This is a genomic window from Streptomyces sp. L-9-10, from assembly GCF_004151105.1.
Taxonomy (GTDB): domain Bacteria; phylum Actinomycetota; class Actinomycetes; order Streptomycetales; family Streptomycetaceae; genus Streptomyces.
In genome coordinates this window covers 80381-95406 of sequence record NZ_PHRF01000008.1, presented here as the reverse complement: position 1 = coordinate 95406, position 15026 = coordinate 80381, and the positions used below count along the sequence as shown (strand labels likewise).

General features: G+C 68.9%; 13 protein-coding genes, 1 tRNA gene and 1 pseudogene. 8 read left to right on the top strand and 7 right to left on the bottom strand.

Going from position 1 to position 15026, the window contains the following annotated elements:
* Positions 1-139 precede the first annotated feature (139 nt).
* Positions 140-472, bottom strand: a complete 333-nt coding sequence (locus CU044_RS02355; protein WP_129766743.1) for a hypothetical protein — start codon at positions 470-472, stop codon at positions 140-142.
* Positions 473-587: 115 nt separating this feature from the next.
* Between CU044_RS02355 and CU044_RS02350 the strand changes: the two are divergent.
* Both CU044_RS02350 and CU044_RS02345 read left to right on the top strand, forming a co-directional pair.
* A pseudogene (locus CU044_RS02350) lies at positions 588-2092 on the top strand (LacI family DNA-binding transcriptional regulator); the annotation flags it as partial.
* A gap of 586 nt (positions 2093-2678) precedes the next feature.
* Positions 2679-3350 (top strand): hypothetical protein, encoded by a 672-nt coding sequence (locus CU044_RS02345; RefSeq protein ID WP_129766742.1) that lies wholly within the window; start codon positions 2679-2681, stop codon positions 3348-3350.
* A gap of 196 nt (positions 3351-3546) precedes the next feature.
* Here the strand turns inward: CU044_RS02345 and CU044_RS02340 are convergent.
* Both CU044_RS02340 and CU044_RS02335 read right to left on the bottom strand, forming a co-directional pair.
* Positions 3547-3620 (bottom strand) — tRNA-Pro (locus CU044_RS02340).
* Positions 3621-3729: 109 nt separating this feature from the next.
* Positions 3730-4668, bottom strand: a complete 939-nt coding sequence (locus CU044_RS02335; RefSeq protein WP_129766741.1) for a metallophosphoesterase — start codon at positions 4666-4668, stop codon at positions 3730-3732.
* A 77-nt stretch (positions 4669-4745) separates the two neighbouring features.
* On the opposite strand from CU044_RS02335, the gene CU044_RS02330 reads away from it, so the two are divergent.
* Positions 4746-5210 (top strand): GatB/YqeY domain-containing protein, encoded by a 465-nt coding sequence (locus CU044_RS02330; protein WP_129766740.1) that lies wholly within the window; start codon positions 4746-4748, stop codon positions 5208-5210.
* 209 nt (positions 5211-5419) lie between these two features.
* On the opposite strand, the gene CU044_RS02325 is transcribed toward CU044_RS02330, so the two are convergent.
* On the bottom strand, positions 5420-7738 hold the full coding sequence (locus CU044_RS02325; protein ID WP_129766739.1) for a transglycosylase domain-containing protein: 2319 nt from the start codon (positions 7736-7738) through the stop codon (positions 5420-5422).
* 397 nt (positions 7739-8135) lie between these two features.
* Between CU044_RS02325 and CU044_RS02315 the strand changes: the two genes are divergently transcribed.
* Positions 8136-8480 (top strand): WhiB family transcriptional regulator, encoded by a 345-nt coding sequence (locus CU044_RS02315; protein WP_030353248.1) that lies wholly within the window; start codon positions 8136-8138, stop codon positions 8478-8480.
* A gap of 302 nt (positions 8481-8782) precedes the next feature.
* Here CU044_RS02315 and CU044_RS02310 read toward each other — a convergent pair whose 3' ends face one another.
* Positions 8783-10174, bottom strand: a complete 1392-nt coding sequence (locus tag CU044_RS02310) for an ArsA family ATPase (RefSeq protein WP_129766738.1) — start codon at positions 10172-10174, stop codon at positions 8783-8785.
* Positions 10171-11136 (bottom strand): ArsA-related P-loop ATPase, encoded by a 966-nt coding sequence (locus CU044_RS02305; RefSeq protein WP_129766737.1) that lies wholly within the window; start codon positions 11134-11136, stop codon positions 10171-10173. Before CU044_RS02305 ends, CU044_RS02310 begins: the two co-directional genes overlap by 4 nt.
* A 72-nt stretch (positions 11137-11208) precedes the next feature.
* On the opposite strand from CU044_RS02305, the gene CU044_RS02300 reads away from it, so the two are divergent.
* The 4 genes from CU044_RS02300 (at position 11209) to CU044_RS02280 (ending at position 14015) form a co-directional block, all read left to right on the top strand.
* Positions 11209-11370: a DUF4177 domain-containing protein gene (locus CU044_RS02300; protein ID WP_014178397.1), complete on the top strand. Its 162-nt coding sequence runs from the start codon at positions 11209-11211 to the stop codon at positions 11368-11370.
* Positions 11367-11867: a RidA family protein gene (locus tag CU044_RS02295; protein WP_129766736.1), complete on the top strand. Its 501-nt coding sequence runs from the start codon at positions 11367-11369 to the stop codon at positions 11865-11867. Before CU044_RS02300 ends, CU044_RS02295 begins: the two co-directional genes overlap by 4 nt.
* A gap of 310 nt (positions 11868-12177) precedes the next feature.
* Positions 12178-13188, top strand: a complete 1011-nt coding sequence (locus CU044_RS02290; protein ID WP_240045286.1) for an NUDIX hydrolase — start codon at positions 12178-12180, stop codon at positions 13186-13188.
* On the top strand, positions 13185-14015 hold the full coding sequence (locus CU044_RS02280; RefSeq protein ID WP_129766735.1) for an MBL fold metallo-hydrolase: 831 nt from the start codon (positions 13185-13187) through the stop codon (positions 14013-14015). The genes CU044_RS02290 and CU044_RS02280 overlap by 4 nt, the downstream gene beginning before the upstream one ends.
* Before the next feature lie 136 nt (positions 14016-14151).
* Here the strand turns inward: CU044_RS02280 and CU044_RS02275 are convergent, their stop codons facing one another.
* A complete protein-coding gene (locus CU044_RS02275) occupies positions 14152-14826 on the bottom strand; it encodes a Crp/Fnr family transcriptional regulator (protein ID WP_030353254.1) in 675 nt (224 codons plus the stop codon).
* Positions 14827-15026 lie beyond the last annotated feature (200 nt).

Genomic DNA, 15026 nt, shown 5'->3' with positions numbered 1-15026 from the left:
ATCCCAGGAATCACCATTCGGTCAAGCACCGAAACTCTCTCCAGTTCGATTCCCCACGGGTCGAGGGTGGTCAGATGCATCGTGCTCTGGCCCTGGGTGGGGACTGTGCGCCGCGGGGGAGCGGCCTCGTGGTCGATGGTTAGCGGCGGACGTATGCGAGACCGGGGGCCCGGTCAAGGTCGAGGGTGAATTGATCCGCGCGGTCTGCAGTGCCGTTCAAGGTGAGGGTGTAGCCGTTGCCGGTGTACGTCGCCGGTCCCGCTTGCGTGAGTTGGTCCCTGGTTCCTCGGCGCCACAGATGGAGGGTGCCTGCGCTGCGGGTGAGCCGGAGGCTTCCGGGGATCTGGTCGCAGGTGTAGGTGCCGAGTTCGATGTGGGGGCTCTCGACACCCACTGCGTCCTGCCTGCGGACGACAGCCTTGGGCTCTCGTCGTACGGCCGCCACGCGGGGGAGGAGGTCCCTCGGGTCCAAGTCCGGGTGTTCCCGCAATTCTCGCAGGAGTACGGCAGCGGTGCGGTCGGCTGCGATGTCGGCGTTGTTGGACAGGCAGATCAGTCGCAGTCCTGTCGCGTCCAGGTGAGTCGCGGCGGAGAAGCCCGGAAACTACTGGCGCGGCCGATACAAGACCGCGCCCGGCAAGCACCTCACGGTCGTGGACGAGAACGGCAAGGCGATCCGCTTCGCCACCAAGGGCGAGGCCCAGCGTGCCGCGAGCGAGGCCGAGAACAAGTACCGGCGCGGCGACTGGCGCGACCCGGCACTCGGCCAGGAGACCTTCGGCGAGTACGCCAACCGCTGGTACGAGGCCCAGGACCTGGCCGCCTCGACTATGCAGAACTACAAGCGCCACATCGAGGAGCACCTGCTCCCCGACTTCGAGGACAAGGCGCTCGCCGGCATCCTGCGCACGGACGTCGACCTGTGGGAGAAGAAGGAGAAGGCCGTCTACGCGGCCTCCAGCGTCAAGACCTGGCGCTCGACGCTCCACCTGATCTTCGAGGACGCGATCGACGAGGGCCTGATCACCTCCAACCCGGCCGCCAGACGGCGCGGACGCGGCAAGCGCGCTGGCCGCTCCCGCGACCGTGGCCCGGAGAAGGTGGTCACTGATCCGCTCGGCATCCTGCTGACCGCGGAGCGCGCTGCCTTGCTCTCCGGCCGTGACGAGGAGTTCGTCGCCGTGGTCCTCAAGGGCTACACCGGCATGCGCTGGGGCGAAATCGTCGGCCTGGAAACCGACTTCGCCCGCCCGGCTCCGTCCGAGTCGAGTGGCAACTGTACGAGCTCGACACGGGCGAGATGGTCCGCTGCCCGCCCAAGGACGACAGCTACCGCACCCTTGACTCCACGGACTGGCTGTCGGCCCTGGTCGCCAACCACATCGCGCGCACGAAGCCGACACCCTGCCCCTGCCACGGAAAGGTCTACGTCTTCCGCGGCCAGGGCGCGGCCCGCACCGGCGGCCACCAGGGCGCGAAGCTCATCGACGTCGCGCGCCGTGCCGAGGTCTCCACGGGGACGGTGTCGAACGTCCTCAACCGCCCCGACCGCGTCACTGAAGCCACGCGAGCGAAGGTGGAGCAGGCCATCGCGGACCTCGGGTTCGTGCGGGGCGGCGCGGTGTCGGAGCATGTAGCCCACTGGCGCCGAAACAGCTTCGCAACGTGGCTGTTCACCCCGGCGGTCTCCGGCTGGTACCCGAAGAAGGCACCGCAGGAGGCCCGCCCCGTACCGCTTCTCGGTGAGCCGTGGCCCGGCGTCCCGGCCCGAGGACGCGGAGCCAGCGACCGGGCCGACGCCTGCTGGCTCCCGATAGCCAAGGGCCTCACACCTCAGGGTCTGCGCCATACCCACCGGACCGTGATGGAGGACCTCGGTACCGAGAAGGTCCTCATGGACGACCGCATGGGCCACATCGACGGCTCCCTCTCAGCGCGCTACGCCCACGTCACCCCCTGCATGCGCAAACGCCTCATGCTCGGCCTCACCGAGCAGTGGGAGGCGGCACTTTCCGCGCGCTTGTTGATATGTCCCGAGTCTCCCGTCGGCGTGCTCAACGATCTCCTCCGACCACGTCACCAGGGGAGATGATTCTTCGAGCGGAGCTCTCGACTGCCCGGGGGACGCGAAGCCGGCCAGGGGCGTGGTCCGCAATTGGGCCACGCCCCTGACCTGCTTTCAGTAAACCCAGTTATCCCCCAGGGCGACGAACATGGCCGCTGTGCTAGCGAGGGTCAGCAGCAACTTGTAGGGCACCTGATCAAGGGTTACATGCAGCGGGCCGCAACGGAGTTCGAAGACCGGTGTGGAGCAGGGCGGTTCCGGCGGGTAGGCGTCTTGAGTGCCAGGATCAACGTGGGAGCTCAGGTGCTTCTTGGTCACGATTCTTCCGATTCTTCGGGCCTACGACGCAGCTGGTCGTAAGCAAGCGGATAGCTCGGTGATGCGAGCGCGCCCACCTTCGGACAGGTGCTACTTAGCCCCGCAAGTCGTTTCGATCCATCTCCTGTCTAGCTGTCGGCTGCGGCCGCTTGCCCGGCCCCATGGCATACGCGCGTGACCTGCAGTTTCTTTCTCTGCTCTGCTCGACTGGGGCGAGCAGCTGAGCACCTCAACGTTTTGAAGTCCGTGTCACGTGTCCTGCACTGGGCGCGTTGCGACAACTACGGTTGTCCTCATGCGTTCAGTGAATGGTGACGAGTTCTGGTTCGATGCGGATGCCATGCGGGAGCCGTGGCGTTCGCCTGATGCCGCCGAAATCGCACGAATGCGTGACGAACTGAGGAAGGTCGCCCGTGATCTTGCGGGACAGGTCTCAGCGCGTGGTCGGGAATGCTGGGCCAATGGACACGTGCCCTCGGCTTCGGCGGAGCTGTTCACAGACTGGCGGCTTGCATATCTGCACGCCTTGCGGCAGGTGCACGGAGCTGTTGAGGTCCTTGCCGCTGAGGCCGCGCTGATGGGTGGGGACATGGGGGCTACCTATGGACATTTGGGATCCGCCTGGGGGATCTCAAAGCAGGCGGCGCGTAAAAAGTGGCCAGGCGCGGCTGGTGACTCCTCAGGGCAGCCAGAGAAGATCACAGTGGAAGGGCATGGCGGGACCGCCGAGATCACTTACCTCCCGGATCACGGTGCTTGGGGTTGGATCGGTCACGGCAGCGACGGAACACTTCGCGAGTCGGAGAAGGTGTTTGTCCACAGGTGGATGGCCGTGATCGATGCTGAGGACTTCCTTCGAGACCACTTCGTGTCCTGGGGCTGGGGAGATGCCGACGACGTTCCATCTGCGTTGGATGATCCGCTGCTGAAGCGTAAAGAGTGTTGGTGCTGGGAGGAGGAAGCCTGAGCACGCGTCTACCGGTGACGCGTGACGGCGACGGGCCACGGCCGTTCCATCGCCTGGTGGCGAGCCGCCCGTGAGTCGGCGTTTGGGGAGCCCGTTTCCGTACTTGGCTCCCAAACGGCTCCCAGAGGATGCCCAGGAACCACTCAGGGGCCCGACCCGCTAAGCGGATCAGGCCCCTGACCTGGTGTTTCAGCTGTCGGGGTGGCGGGATTTGAACCCACGACCTCTTCGTCCCGAACGAAGCGCGCTGCCAAGCTGCGCTACACCCCGATGTCGCCCGTGTCGCGGCGACATCGATTACTTTAGCCCACCGCTGGCCGGAGACGAAATCCGGTTTCGGGGGGCGACAGGGGCCGGGAGTGGGCCGGGGCCCGGTACGTCAGGGGCGGGAGGTCAGGGTCAGGAGTGTCGCTTCCGGGGGGCAGGCGAAGCGGACCGGGGTGTAGCGGTTGGTGCCGCAGCCCGCCGAGACGTGGAGGTAGGCGGTGTGGCCGCCGGAGCGGTGGGTGGAGAGGCCCTTCACGCGGTCCGTGTCGAGGTCGCAGTTGGTGACCAGCGCTCCGTAGAAGGGGATGCAGAGCTGGCCGCCGTGCGTGTGGCCCGCCAGGATCAGGGGGTAGCCGTCGGCGGTGAAGGAGTCCAGGGAGCGCAGGTAGGGGGCGTGCACCACACCGATCGAGAGGTCGGCGTCGGCCTCGGGGCCGCCCGCGACCCGCTCGTACCTGTCCCGCTTGATGTGCGGGTCGTCGACGCCCGTGAAGGCGATCTCGTGGCCGTCGATCTTCAGCCGGCCCCTGGTGTTGGTCAGGCCCACCCAGCCCGCCGCGTCGAAGGCGTCGCGCATCGGCTCCCACGGGTTGTGCACCGCGTGGACGGCCGGGGCGTTCCCGTTCAGACCGTGGCGGCCCTGGGCCTTCTCGAAGAGGTAGCGGGCCGGATTGCGGAGCTTCGGGCCGTAGTAGTCGTTCGAGCCGAAGACATAGACACCCGGGAACTCCATCAGCGGGCCCAGCGCGTCCAGTACCTCCGGTACGCCCTCCGGGTCCGAGAGGTTGTCGCCGGTGTTGACCACGAAATCGGGGCGCAGCCCGGCCAGCGACTGGAGCCAGCGTTGCTTCTTCCGCTGTCCACTCACCATATGGATGTCGGAGACCTGGAGAACCCGCAGGTCACGCATGCCGCGCGGTAGCACGGGCACCGAGATCCGGCGCAACCGGAACGAGCGTGTCTCGAAGCCCGCGGCGTAGGCGAGGCCGGCCGCGCCGACTGCCGCGATGCCTGCGGTGATTTTCAGGGGAACCCCGTAGCGTGCGCGCATGCGCCCATCGTCGCAGACGCCGTACGGGCACGAAATCCGCGGGCGGGTACCTCTCGGCACCTGCCACACTTGGCCCCATGACCAGCCTTAAGTCCAAGCTGAAGGAAGACCTCACCGAGGCCATCAGGGCGCGTGACGAGCTCCGCTCCGCCACGCTGCGGCTGACCCTCTCCGCGATCACCAAGGAGGAGGTCTCGGGCACGTCCGCGCGCGAGCTCTCCGACGACGAGGTGCAGAAAGTGATCGCCAAGGAGGCGAAGAAGCGCCGTGAGGCGGCGGAGGCCTTCGCCCAGGGCGGCCGTCCGGAGCAGGCCGAGCGTGAGAAGGCGGAGGGCGTGCTTCTCGACGCGTATCTGCCGAAGCAGCTGACCGACGAGGAGCTGGCCGCGATCGTCGCGCAGGCCGTCGAGGAGGCCAAGGGCGCCGGAGCCGAGGGCCCGCGCGCCATGGGCGCCGTGATGAAGATCGTGAACCCGAAGGTGGCCGGCCGCGCCGAGGGAGGCCGGGTTGCCGCCCTCGTGAAGCGCTCCCTCGCCGGCTGAACCTCACGCTCGCACCCGCACCCGCACCCGCTCTCAGTTTGACGAGTGACGAGTGACGAGTGACGAACGAGGGGCCACGAGTAATGAGGGGCCACGAGTAATGAGGGGCCACGAGTAAGGGGCGCTCCGTCCCGGCCTACCGCCGTCGGATGGAGCGCCCCTTCGTCATTCAGTTACCGCGGTCAGCTACCGCATTCGGCCATCGCGGTTTACGGGAAGCCGTTGCCGCCGTCCTGGCCGCCGTTGTCTCCGCCGCCGCCGCCGTTCTGGCCGCCGTCGCCGTTCCCGCCGTTCCCATTGCCGCCGTTCCCGTTGCCCTGGGACTGGCCGCCGCTGATCAGGTCCGGCAGGTCCGGGAACGGATCACCACCGTCACCGTCACCGCCCGGCTTGTTGTCGCCCCGGCCGCCGTTGCCCTGGCCCTGGTTGTTCCCGCCCGGCCTGTCGGTGTCCCGGCCCTTCGGCGCGTCCGGGATGTCGACCGTCACGAAGCCGGGGGCGGGCTTGCCGTCCAGCGCGCCGGACACCGCGTCCTTCCAGATCGGACCCGGGACCTGACCACCGAAGACCTTGTCGTGGTACTCGCCCCCGATCGTGATGTCCTCCATCTCGACCTGCTGGGACGGGCTGCCGACCCAGACCGCGCCGGACATGTTCGGGGTGTATCCGACGAACCACGCGTTCTTACGGGCGTCCGTCGTACCCGTCTTACCGGCGTTGTCGCGGCTCGTCAGTCCGGCCGCCTCACCCGTACCGGAGTCGACCACGCCCTTCAGCAGGGTGTTGATCGTGTCGGCGGTCTTCTCCGACATGGCCTGGGAACAGCCCGACTCCGGCACCTTCAGGCTCTTGCCCGTCGCCGTCTTGATCGAGTCGATGGCGATGGGCGTGCAGTACGTGCCGCGGTTCGCGAAGGCCGCGTACGCGTTCGCCATCCGCAGCGGCGAGATGCCCTGCGAGCCCAGGGTGAGGGCCGACGGCGACTCCGGCAGCTTCTTGCCGTCGCCCTGGACCACGCCCAGCTTGGCGATCGTCTCCGTCACGGGGCAGAGACCGATTTGCTCTATCATCTGCACGAAGTACGTGTTGACGGATTTGGCCATCGCCTCCTTCAGCCCGTACGGCCCGACCTCCGACTCGTTCTCGTTCTCGGCCGTGTCGCCCTCCGTGTTGACCCACGGCTTCCCGCTGCACGTCTGGATCGACGCCGGGTACGGCATCTGGTACGGCGCCGGATACGACTGTGTCGGCGGGACACCGCGCTCGATGGCCGCCGTCGCGAGGAACGGCTTGAAGGTCGAACCGGTCGGGAAGCCGTAGTTCGAGCCGCCCATCCCCTTGTCGACCGAGAAGTTGATCTGGGTCTCGTTCTTCCCGAAGCCGTAGGGCTTGGACTGCCCCATGCCGAGGATCTTGCCGGTGCCCGGCTCGACCAGCGTCACCGCCGCGGCGACCTTGTCGCTCTGGTTGACGTGATCCTTTATCGACGCCTGTACCGAGCTCTGGGCCTTCGGGTCGAGCGTCGTACGGATCGTCAGACCGCCCTGGTTCCAGACCTTGGCCCGCTCCTTGCGGTCCTTGCCGAAGACCGGGTCGGTCAGGAAGACCTCGCGCACGTAGTCACAGAAGAAGCCCGCCCCGGCGACGGCCGTGATGCAGCCGTTCGCGGGACGGCTCACCTTGAGCGTGATCGGGGCGGCCTTGGCGCGGTCGGCCTCCGCCTGGGAGATGTCGCGGACGTCGGCCATCCGCTGCAGCACGATGTTGCGCCGCTTGGTGGCCTCCTCCTCGTCGTTGACCGGGTCGTACCGGCTCGGCGACTGGACGATGCCCGCCAGCATGGCGGCCTCTTCGAGCTTCAGGTCCTTGGCCGGCTTGGAGAAGTAGCGCTGGGCGGCCGCCTCGATGCCGTAGGCCTGCTGCCCGAAGAAGGTGATGTTCAGATAGTTCTCGAGGATCTTCTTCTTGCCCAGCTCCTCCTCGACCTGGATCGCGTACTTCAGCTCCTGGATCTTGCGGCCCAGGGTCTGCTGGGTGGCCTGCGCAACCTTGTCCGGGTCGTCGCCGGCCTCCTCGACGAAGACGTTCTTCACGTACTGCTGGGTCAGCGTCGAGGCGCCCTGGGCGACGCCGCCCGACTGCGCGTTGCGGTTGACCGCGCGCAGCACGCCCTTCAGGTCGATGGCCCCGTGCTCGTAGAAGCGCGAGTCCTCGATCGCGACGATCGCCTTCTGCATGTACGGGGAGATGTCCTTGAGCGGGACGACGGTGCGGTCACGTGAGTAGACCGTGGCGATACGGCCGCCCTGGGAGTCCAGGATCGTGGTCCGCTGACTCAGCGGCGGCGTCTTGAGGTTGGCGGGGATCTCGTCGAATCCCTCGACCGTCCCCTTGGCGGCGAGTCCCAGCGCCCCGAAGGCCGGCAGGGCGATTCCCGCGAGCACCGCTCCCGCGAGCACGCTGACACCGAGGAACTTGGCGGCCTGCTGGGTCCCGGTCAGACCCCCGCCCGAGCGCTTCTTTGGCATGAGGGCAGCCTACGTTCTCAATCGCCGGACACGCGTCAAGGCTCTGGCCTAAGCTGTCCCCAACTGTCACAGCAGTGCGGTTGCGTATCAAGCACCCGGCGTGAACTTTCCGTGAACCCGAAACACGCAAAATTGACGCCCGAATCCTCTGCGCCTGGCATGAGATGCCCGTTGTGGCCCAAGTGAAATATCCGACTTTGTCGGATGTGCCGGTTATGCCCTTGGGTCACTCCCCTGGGTGATCTGCCGCGTACGCATAGTCCGTTCGGGCCATTCAAGATTGGGCCCGAAGGGGGTGTTGCGCTGTGCCCGCCTTCCGTAACGTCCTCAACTGGCAACGGTGAATATGCCGCTGCCGCCGTGGGGGAGCCTCGATTCGGGAGAGGACGGCGCCAGCATGGGCTGGGTAACCGACTGGAGTGCGCAGGCAGCTTGCCGCACTACCGATCCAGATGAACTGTTCGTGCAGGGTGCGGCGCAGAACAGGGCCAAGGCGGTGTGCACCGGATGCCCGGTGCGGACCGAATGCCTGGCCGACGCGCTGGACAATCGCGTCGAATTCGGCGTGTGGGGCGGGATGACCGAGCGGGAGCGCCGCGCACTGCTGCGCAGGCGGCCGACCGTCACCTCGTGGCGCCGGCTGCTTGAGACCGCGCGCACGGAGTACGAGCGCAGCGCGGGCCTCCTGCCTGTGGGCTTGGAGGATGACGAGACGTACGAGACGTACGCGGCCGTGGGGTAATCGGGCCGTGGGGTAACCGGGCCGTGGGGTAACCGGTGGGGGAGCCGGTAGCGAAGCCAGTGGGAAACCGGTGGGGTAATTGGTGGCGTGATCGCTCTCGCCCCTGCTGAGGGCGCCATGACTCGGCGGTGAGGCGGGCAGCGCTTCGGGCGTGTCACGTCGTACGCGATGCGCCGGACACAGTGCGCCAAGCACGGTGCGTGCGTCGAGCGCGGTGCGCCGACCCTGGCGTGTCGAGCTGTCGAGCCTGGCGTGTCGAGCCCTGGCGTGTCGAGCTTCGCGGCGACAGCGTGCCGGGCATGTCAGCGCGTCGTGCCACCCGCCGCGAGGCGCTCCGCGATGGCCCTGAGCCCGGCAAGGTCGTGAACATCGCCGGGCAGGGCGGGGACCTCCGCCACCGCCACCTCGGGGTGCAGCGCGGTGAAGCGGTCGCGCGTGCGCTCCTCACGCGCGAGCACCTGCATCCGTTCGGCGTGCAGGCGCAGCAAACCCGCCGTCAGCTGTTCCACAGTTGTGACAGAACTTGTGACAGACGCGACCGATTCGGGTGCGGCCGGGGCGGCGGGCGTGGTGGATACGTCGGATACATCGGATTCGTCAGACGCGTGCGGGGATGCGGGTACGGCGGATTCAGCGGCTACGACAGGTACGGCGGCTTCGAGGGGCTCGTGCGTCTCGGAGGCTTCGGGAGAAGAGCCTTCCGAGGCTGCACTGCCACGACTCTGAGCATTCCCGGCCGCCTGATCCACAATGCCGCCGTCTTCAAGATTTTCCGCCGCGGCCCGCGCCCGCTCCGCCGACAGCCGCGCGGCGCCGCTGCCGTGGACACGGTTGAGCACCAGCCCGGCCAGGGGCATCTCCTCGGCCGCCAGCCGCTCCACGAAGTACGCCGCCTCCCGCAAGGCGTCCCGCTCCGGCGCCGCGACCACCAGAAACGCCGTACCCGGCGCCTGAAGCAGCCGGTACGTCGCGTCCGCGCGCGTACGGAACCCGCCGAACATCGTGTCCATCGCGGTGATGAAGGTCTGTACGTCACGCAGGAATTGGCCGCCGAGCAGCTTTCCCAGCGTGCCCGTCATCATCGACATACCGACATTCAGGAACTTCATCCCCGCCCGGCCGCCCATCTTGGCCGGGGTCATCAGCAGCCTGATGAACTTCCCGTCGAGAAAGGAACCGAGCCGCTTCGGCGCGTCCAGGAAGTCCAGCGCGGAGCGCGACGGCGGCGTGTCGACGATGATCAGGTCCCATTCGTCGCGGGACCGCAGCTGACCCAGCTTCTCCATCGCCATGTACTCCTGCGTGCCCGCGAAGCCGGCCGACAGGGACTGGTAGAAGGGGTTCTCCAGAATGGCGCGGGCCCGGTCGGGGTCCGCGTGCGCCTCGACGATCTCGTCGAAGGTCCGCTTCATGTCGAGCATCATGGCGTGCAGTTCGCCGGGGCCCTGGACGCCCTTCACCTGCCGGGGCGTGTTGTCGAGCGAGTCGATCCCCATCGACTGGGCCAGCCGGCGCGCCGGATCGATGGTCAGGACGACCACCTTCCGGCCGCGCTCGGCCGCCCGTACGCCGAGAGCCGCCGCGGTCGTCGTCTTGCCGACGCCGCCCGAGCCGCAGCACACCACGATGCGGGTGGCCGGGTCGTCGAGCAGCGGATCGATGTCGAGTGGGGCAGCCGCAGAGTCCAGGGTCATGCGAAGACCTCCCCGAGTTGCCGTAGCTCCCCCGCCAGCCGGTACAGACCGGCGAGATCCATTCCCTCGCCGACCAGGGGGAGTTCGTACGTGGGCAGTCCCAGTTTGGTGAGGACGGCCCGCTGCTCGCGCTCCAGCTCCACGCGCTGCGCGTGCTCCGCGGCCTGGTCGAGCAGTGGCCCGACGAGCTTCGTGGGCGCGGGCACACCGGCGGCCGCGAGCGCCTTCGCGACCTCCTTGCGGCGATCACCGGCCGCGGCGCGTACGGCGGCCTCGTCCAGGAGATGCGGCCGGACCATGTTCACGATCACCTTGCCGACCCGCAGCTCCGCGCTCCGCAACTCGGCGATGCCGTCCGCGGTCTCCTGGACCGGCATCTCCTCCAGCAGCGTCACCAGATGCACGGCCGTCTCGGGCGACTTCAGGACCCGCATCACGGCCTGCGCCTGATTGTGTATCGGGCCGATCTTCGCCAGCCCGGCCACCTCGTCGTTCACATTGAGGAAGCGGGTGATGCGGCCGGTGGGCGGGGCGTCCATCACGACGTAGTCGTAGACGAAACGTCCCCTCTTGTCGCGCCTGCGCACCGCCTCGCACGCCTTGCCGGTCAGCAGTACGTCCCTGACCCCCGGCGCGATCGTCGTCGCGAAGTCGATCGCACCGATCTTCTTGAGCGCCCGGCCCGCGCTGCCGAGCTTGTAGAACATCTGGAGGTAGTCGAGGAGCGCGCGCTCGGCGTCGATGGCCAGCGCGAACACCTCGCCGCCGCCCGAGGCGACGGCGATCTTCCGTTCCTCGTACGGAAGGGCCTCTGTCTCGAAGAGCTGTGCGATGCCCTGCCTGCCCTCGACCTCGACGAGGAGCGTGCGCTTCCCCTCGGTGGCGAGGGCGAGCGCGAGGGCGGCGGCGACCGTCGTCTTACCGGTACCGCCCTTGCCGCTGACGACCTGGAGCCTGCTCACGTATTCGAGCCTAACCAGTCGGGCCGCAGGCTACGCACGAGGCCGCCACGCGGTACGACTACAGTCGCCTCCATGACCAAGTGGGAATACGCGACCGTGCCTCTTCTCGTGCACGCGACCAAGCAGATTCTGGACACCTGGGGCGAGGACGGCTGGGAGCTCGTCCAGGTCGTTCCCGGGCCGAACAACCCGGAGCAGCTGGTGGCCTATCTGAAGCGGGAGAAAGCCGCATGAGCGGACCCGGGGCTGGGGCGGCGGCCGGAGCCGGGGCCGTTGAGGCCAGGCTCGCCGAGCTCGGACTGAGGCTGCCCGAGGTCGTACCGCCGCTGGCGGCCTATCAGCCGGCCGTACGGTCCGGTGCGTACGTCTACACCTCGGGCCAGCTCCCGATGGTGGAGGGCAAGCTTCCGGTGACCGGCAAGGTCGGCGCCGAGGTCACCGCGGAAGAGGCCAAGGAACTGGCGGCCACCTGCGCGCTGAACGCCCTGGCCGCCGTGAAGTCCGTCACCGGCGATCTGGACCGCATCGCGCGCGTGGTGAAGGTCACGGGCTTCGTCGCCTCGGCCGCGGACTTCACCGGCCAGCCGGGTGTGGTCAACGGTGCGAGCGAGCTGCTCGGCCAGGTCCTCGGCGACAAGGGCGTGCACGCGCGCAGCGCGGTCGGCGTGGCGGTGCTGCCGCTGGACGCGCCGGTCGAGGTCGAGATCCAGGTGGAGCTGACCGAGGTCTGAGCGACGGGCCGGGCGGCGGGCCGGGCGACGGGCTGGTTAGGACGGACCGGGCGGCGGCTGAGCGCAGGCCGTACGACGGGGCCGGGCGTGGGCCGGGCGGCGGCTGAGCGCGGGCCTGTGGCTTGTGGACACGGGCCGGTCGCTTCTCGGCACGCGTCCCGCGCCCGCCGCACGGCCAGTGCATGGCCGGAGATCCTGCCTGGTGCGTGTATGTGAGACGCACCGGGTGGGATCGTGCTGTACGTGGTGCCGCAACACATGCCTTCCAGTGCCTCTCGAACATCCCCGCGCCAGCGCATAGCATCCGGCCATGCCCAATGGTCAGTGGTACCCGCCCGAATGGCCCGTGCGGATCCGTGCCCTCGCCGCCGGTGAGATCACCGCGATGACTCCCCGGCGGGCCGCGACCGTGATGCTCCTGCGCGACGATCCCGCCGGCCCCGCCGTCCATATGCTGCGGCGCCGCGCCTCCATGGCGTTCGCCGCGGGCGCGTACGCGTACCCCGGCGGCGGAGTCGACCCGCGGGACGACGACGGGACCGTCGGCTGGGCCGGCCCCGGCCGTGACGTATGGGCGCGCCGGCTCGGCGTCGACGCCGCGTCCGCGCAGGCCATCGTGTGCGCGGCGGTCCGCGAGACCTACGAGGAGGCCGGTGTCCTGCTCGCCGGGGAGACCGCGGGGACCGTCGTCGGCGACACCACGGGCGACGACTGGGAGGCCGACCGCGACGCCCTCGCCGGGCACGAACTGTCGTTCGCCGACTTCCTCAACCGGCGCGGACTGGTGCTGCGCAGCGACCTGCTCGGCGCGTGGGCCCGCTGGATCACCCCCGAGTTCGAACCGCGCCGCTACGACACCTGGTTCTTCGTGGCCGCGCTGCCACCAGGCCAGCGGACCAGGAACGCCTCCACGGAGGCCGACCGTACGGTGTGGATCCGACCGGCCGAGGCGACGGAGGCGTACGACCGGGGCGAGCTGCTGATGATGCCGCCGACCGTCGCGACGCTGCGTCAGCTCCAGTCGTACGGTTCGGCCGACGAGGCGCTCGCCGGTTCCGACAGCCGCGATCTGACGCCGGTGCTGGCCACGGCCCGGATGGAGGGCGAGGAGCTGGTGCTCAGCTGGCCCGGCCACGAGGAGTTCACCAAGCGCGTGGACTCGCGTCCGAGCGAGCAGAAGCAGAGCCCGAGCCCGCATCTGAGCCCGAGCCCGAGCCCGAGCCCGAGCCAAGGGCCACGCCAGAGCGCGAGCCAGAGCCCCGGTCAGACGGCGACGGAGACCGAGACGCAGACGCACACTCCGTCCGGAGGTTCCCGATGACCGACGCCGCCGCCCTCCCGGGCCAGCCGCGAGGCGGGGTGCTCTCCGGCCCCGTCACGGCCCGCGCCATGAACGTCCTCGCCCCGAACGCCTCGGCGATGACCCTCGACGGCACCAACACCTGGATCGTCTCGGAGCCGGACGCGGACTCGGCGGTCGTGATCGACCCGGGCCCCCTCGACGAACTCCATCTCCAAGCGGTCATCGATGTCGCGGAGAAGGCCGGGAAACGGATCGCCCTGACCCTCCTCACCCATGGCCACCCGGACCACGCGGCCGGCGCGGCGCGGTTCGCCGCGCTCACCCGTACCGCTGTCCGCGCCCTGGACCCGGCGCTGCGGCTGGGGGACGAGGGACTCGCGGCCGGGGACGTCATCACCACCGGCGGTCTTGAGCTGCGCGTGGTGCCCACCCCGGGGCACACCGCCGACTCGCTCTCCTTCCATCTGCCCGCCGATCGCGCGGTGCTCACCGGCGACACCGTCCTCGGCCGGGGTACGACACTCGTCGCCCACCCGGACGGCAGGCTCGGCGACTACCTCGACTCGCTCCGTCGGCTGCGCTCGCTCACGGTCGACGACGGGGTCCATACGGTCCTGCCGGGCCATGGGCCTGTCCTGGACGACGCCCAGGGCGCGGTGGAGTTCTATCTCGCCCATCGCGCCAACCGGCTCGCCCAGGTCGAGACGGCCGTGGAGAACGGGCACCGTACGCCCGCCGAGGTGGTGGCGCATGTGTACGCGGGGGTGGACAGGTCCCTGTGGCCGGCGGCCGAACTGTCCGTGAGGGCGCAGCTGGAGTATCTGCGCGAGCACGGTCTGATCTGAGGGCCGGATTTGAGGGGCCCGATCCGCGGGCCCGATCCGCGGGCCTGATCCGCGGGCCTGATCCGCGGGATGGAGCGGCGAAGGGCCCCGCCAGGAGGAGGCGGAGCCCTTCGGAGAGTGCGGCGTGTGTGGGGTGTCAGCGCGAGCGCTTCGCGAGGCGCTCCACGTCCAGCAGGATCACCGCGCGCGCCTCAAGGCGCAGCCAGCCGCGCTGCGCGAAGTCGGCGAGCGCCTTGTTGACCGTCTCGCGGGAGGCGCCGACCAACTGGGCCAGCTCTTCCTGCGTCAGGTCGTGGACGACATGGATGCCTTCCTCCGACTGGACGCCGAAACGGCGCGACAGGTCGAGGAGCGCGCGGGCCACGCGGCCCGGGACATCGGAGAAGACCAGGTCGGACATCTGGTCGTTCGTCTTGCGCAGTCGGCGCGCGACCGCGCGCAGCAGGGCCGTGGCCACTTCCGGGCGGGCGTTCAGCCAGGGCTGGAGGTCGCCATGGCCGAGCCCGAGGAGCTTGACCTCGGTGAGCGCGCTCGCGGTGGCGGTGCGCGGGCCGGGGTCGAAGAGGGACAGCTCGCCGATCAGTTCGCCGGGGCCGAGTACGGCCAGCATGTTCTCCCGGCCGTCGGGGGAGGTGCGGTGGAGTTTGACCTTGCCCTCGGTGACCACATAGAGGCGGTCGCCCGGGTCGCCCTCGTGGAAGAGCGCGTCACCGCGCGCGAGCGTCGCTTCACTCATCGAGGCGCGGAGCTCCGCCGCCTGCTCGTCATCGAGCGCCGCGAAGAGCGGGGCACGCCGCAGAACGTCGTCCACGTGTTCTCTCCTTGTCGGACCTGCTCAGGGAACTGTGGTCCCCACCTGCTCAGGGACCGTGGTCCCCATGATGCCGTACGTACCGCTTGTTCTCGGGTGGCTTGGCATCCCCGGGCTGATTGGCCCGCTACCGAATTCCGGTTGTTCGAAACCGTGCGATCAGTCACAAGTTTGACGTACGCGCGTGCCCAACTGTGCCC

Excerpts from the sequence above, each read along its gene's own strand:
- CU044_RS02345 (WP_129766742.1), top strand. The coding sequence starts at position 2,679 with ATGCGTTCAGTGAATGGTGACGAGTTCTGGTTCGATGCGGATGCCATG.
- CU044_RS02335 (WP_129766741.1), bottom strand. The coding sequence starts at position 4,668 with ATGCGCGCACGCTACGGGGTTCCCCTGAAAATCACCGCAGGCATCGCG.
- CU044_RS02330 (WP_129766740.1), top strand. The coding sequence starts at position 4,746 with ATGACCAGCCTTAAGTCCAAGCTGAAGGAAGACCTCACCGAGGCCATC.
- CU044_RS02325 (WP_129766739.1), bottom strand. The coding sequence starts at position 7,738 with ATGCCAAAGAAGCGCTCGGGCGGGGGTCTGACCGGGACCCAGCAGGCC.
- CU044_RS02315 (WP_030353248.1), top strand. The coding sequence starts at position 8,136 with ATGGGCTGGGTAACCGACTGGAGTGCGCAGGCAGCTTGCCGCACTACC.
- CU044_RS02310 (WP_129766738.1), bottom strand. The coding sequence starts at position 10,174 with ATGACCCTGGACTCTGCGGCTGCCCCACTCGACATCGATCCGCTGCTC.
- CU044_RS02300 (WP_014178397.1), top strand. The coding sequence starts at position 11,209 with ATGACCAAGTGGGAATACGCGACCGTGCCTCTTCTCGTGCACGCGACC.
- CU044_RS02295 (WP_129766736.1), top strand. The coding sequence starts at position 11,367 with ATGAGCGGACCCGGGGCTGGGGCGGCGGCCGGAGCCGGGGCCGTTGAG.
- CU044_RS02290 (WP_240045286.1), top strand. The coding sequence starts at position 12,178 with ATGCCCAATGGTCAGTGGTACCCGCCCGAATGGCCCGTGCGGATCCGT.
- CU044_RS02280 (WP_129766735.1), top strand. The coding sequence starts at position 13,185 with ATGACCGACGCCGCCGCCCTCCCGGGCCAGCCGCGAGGCGGGGTGCTC.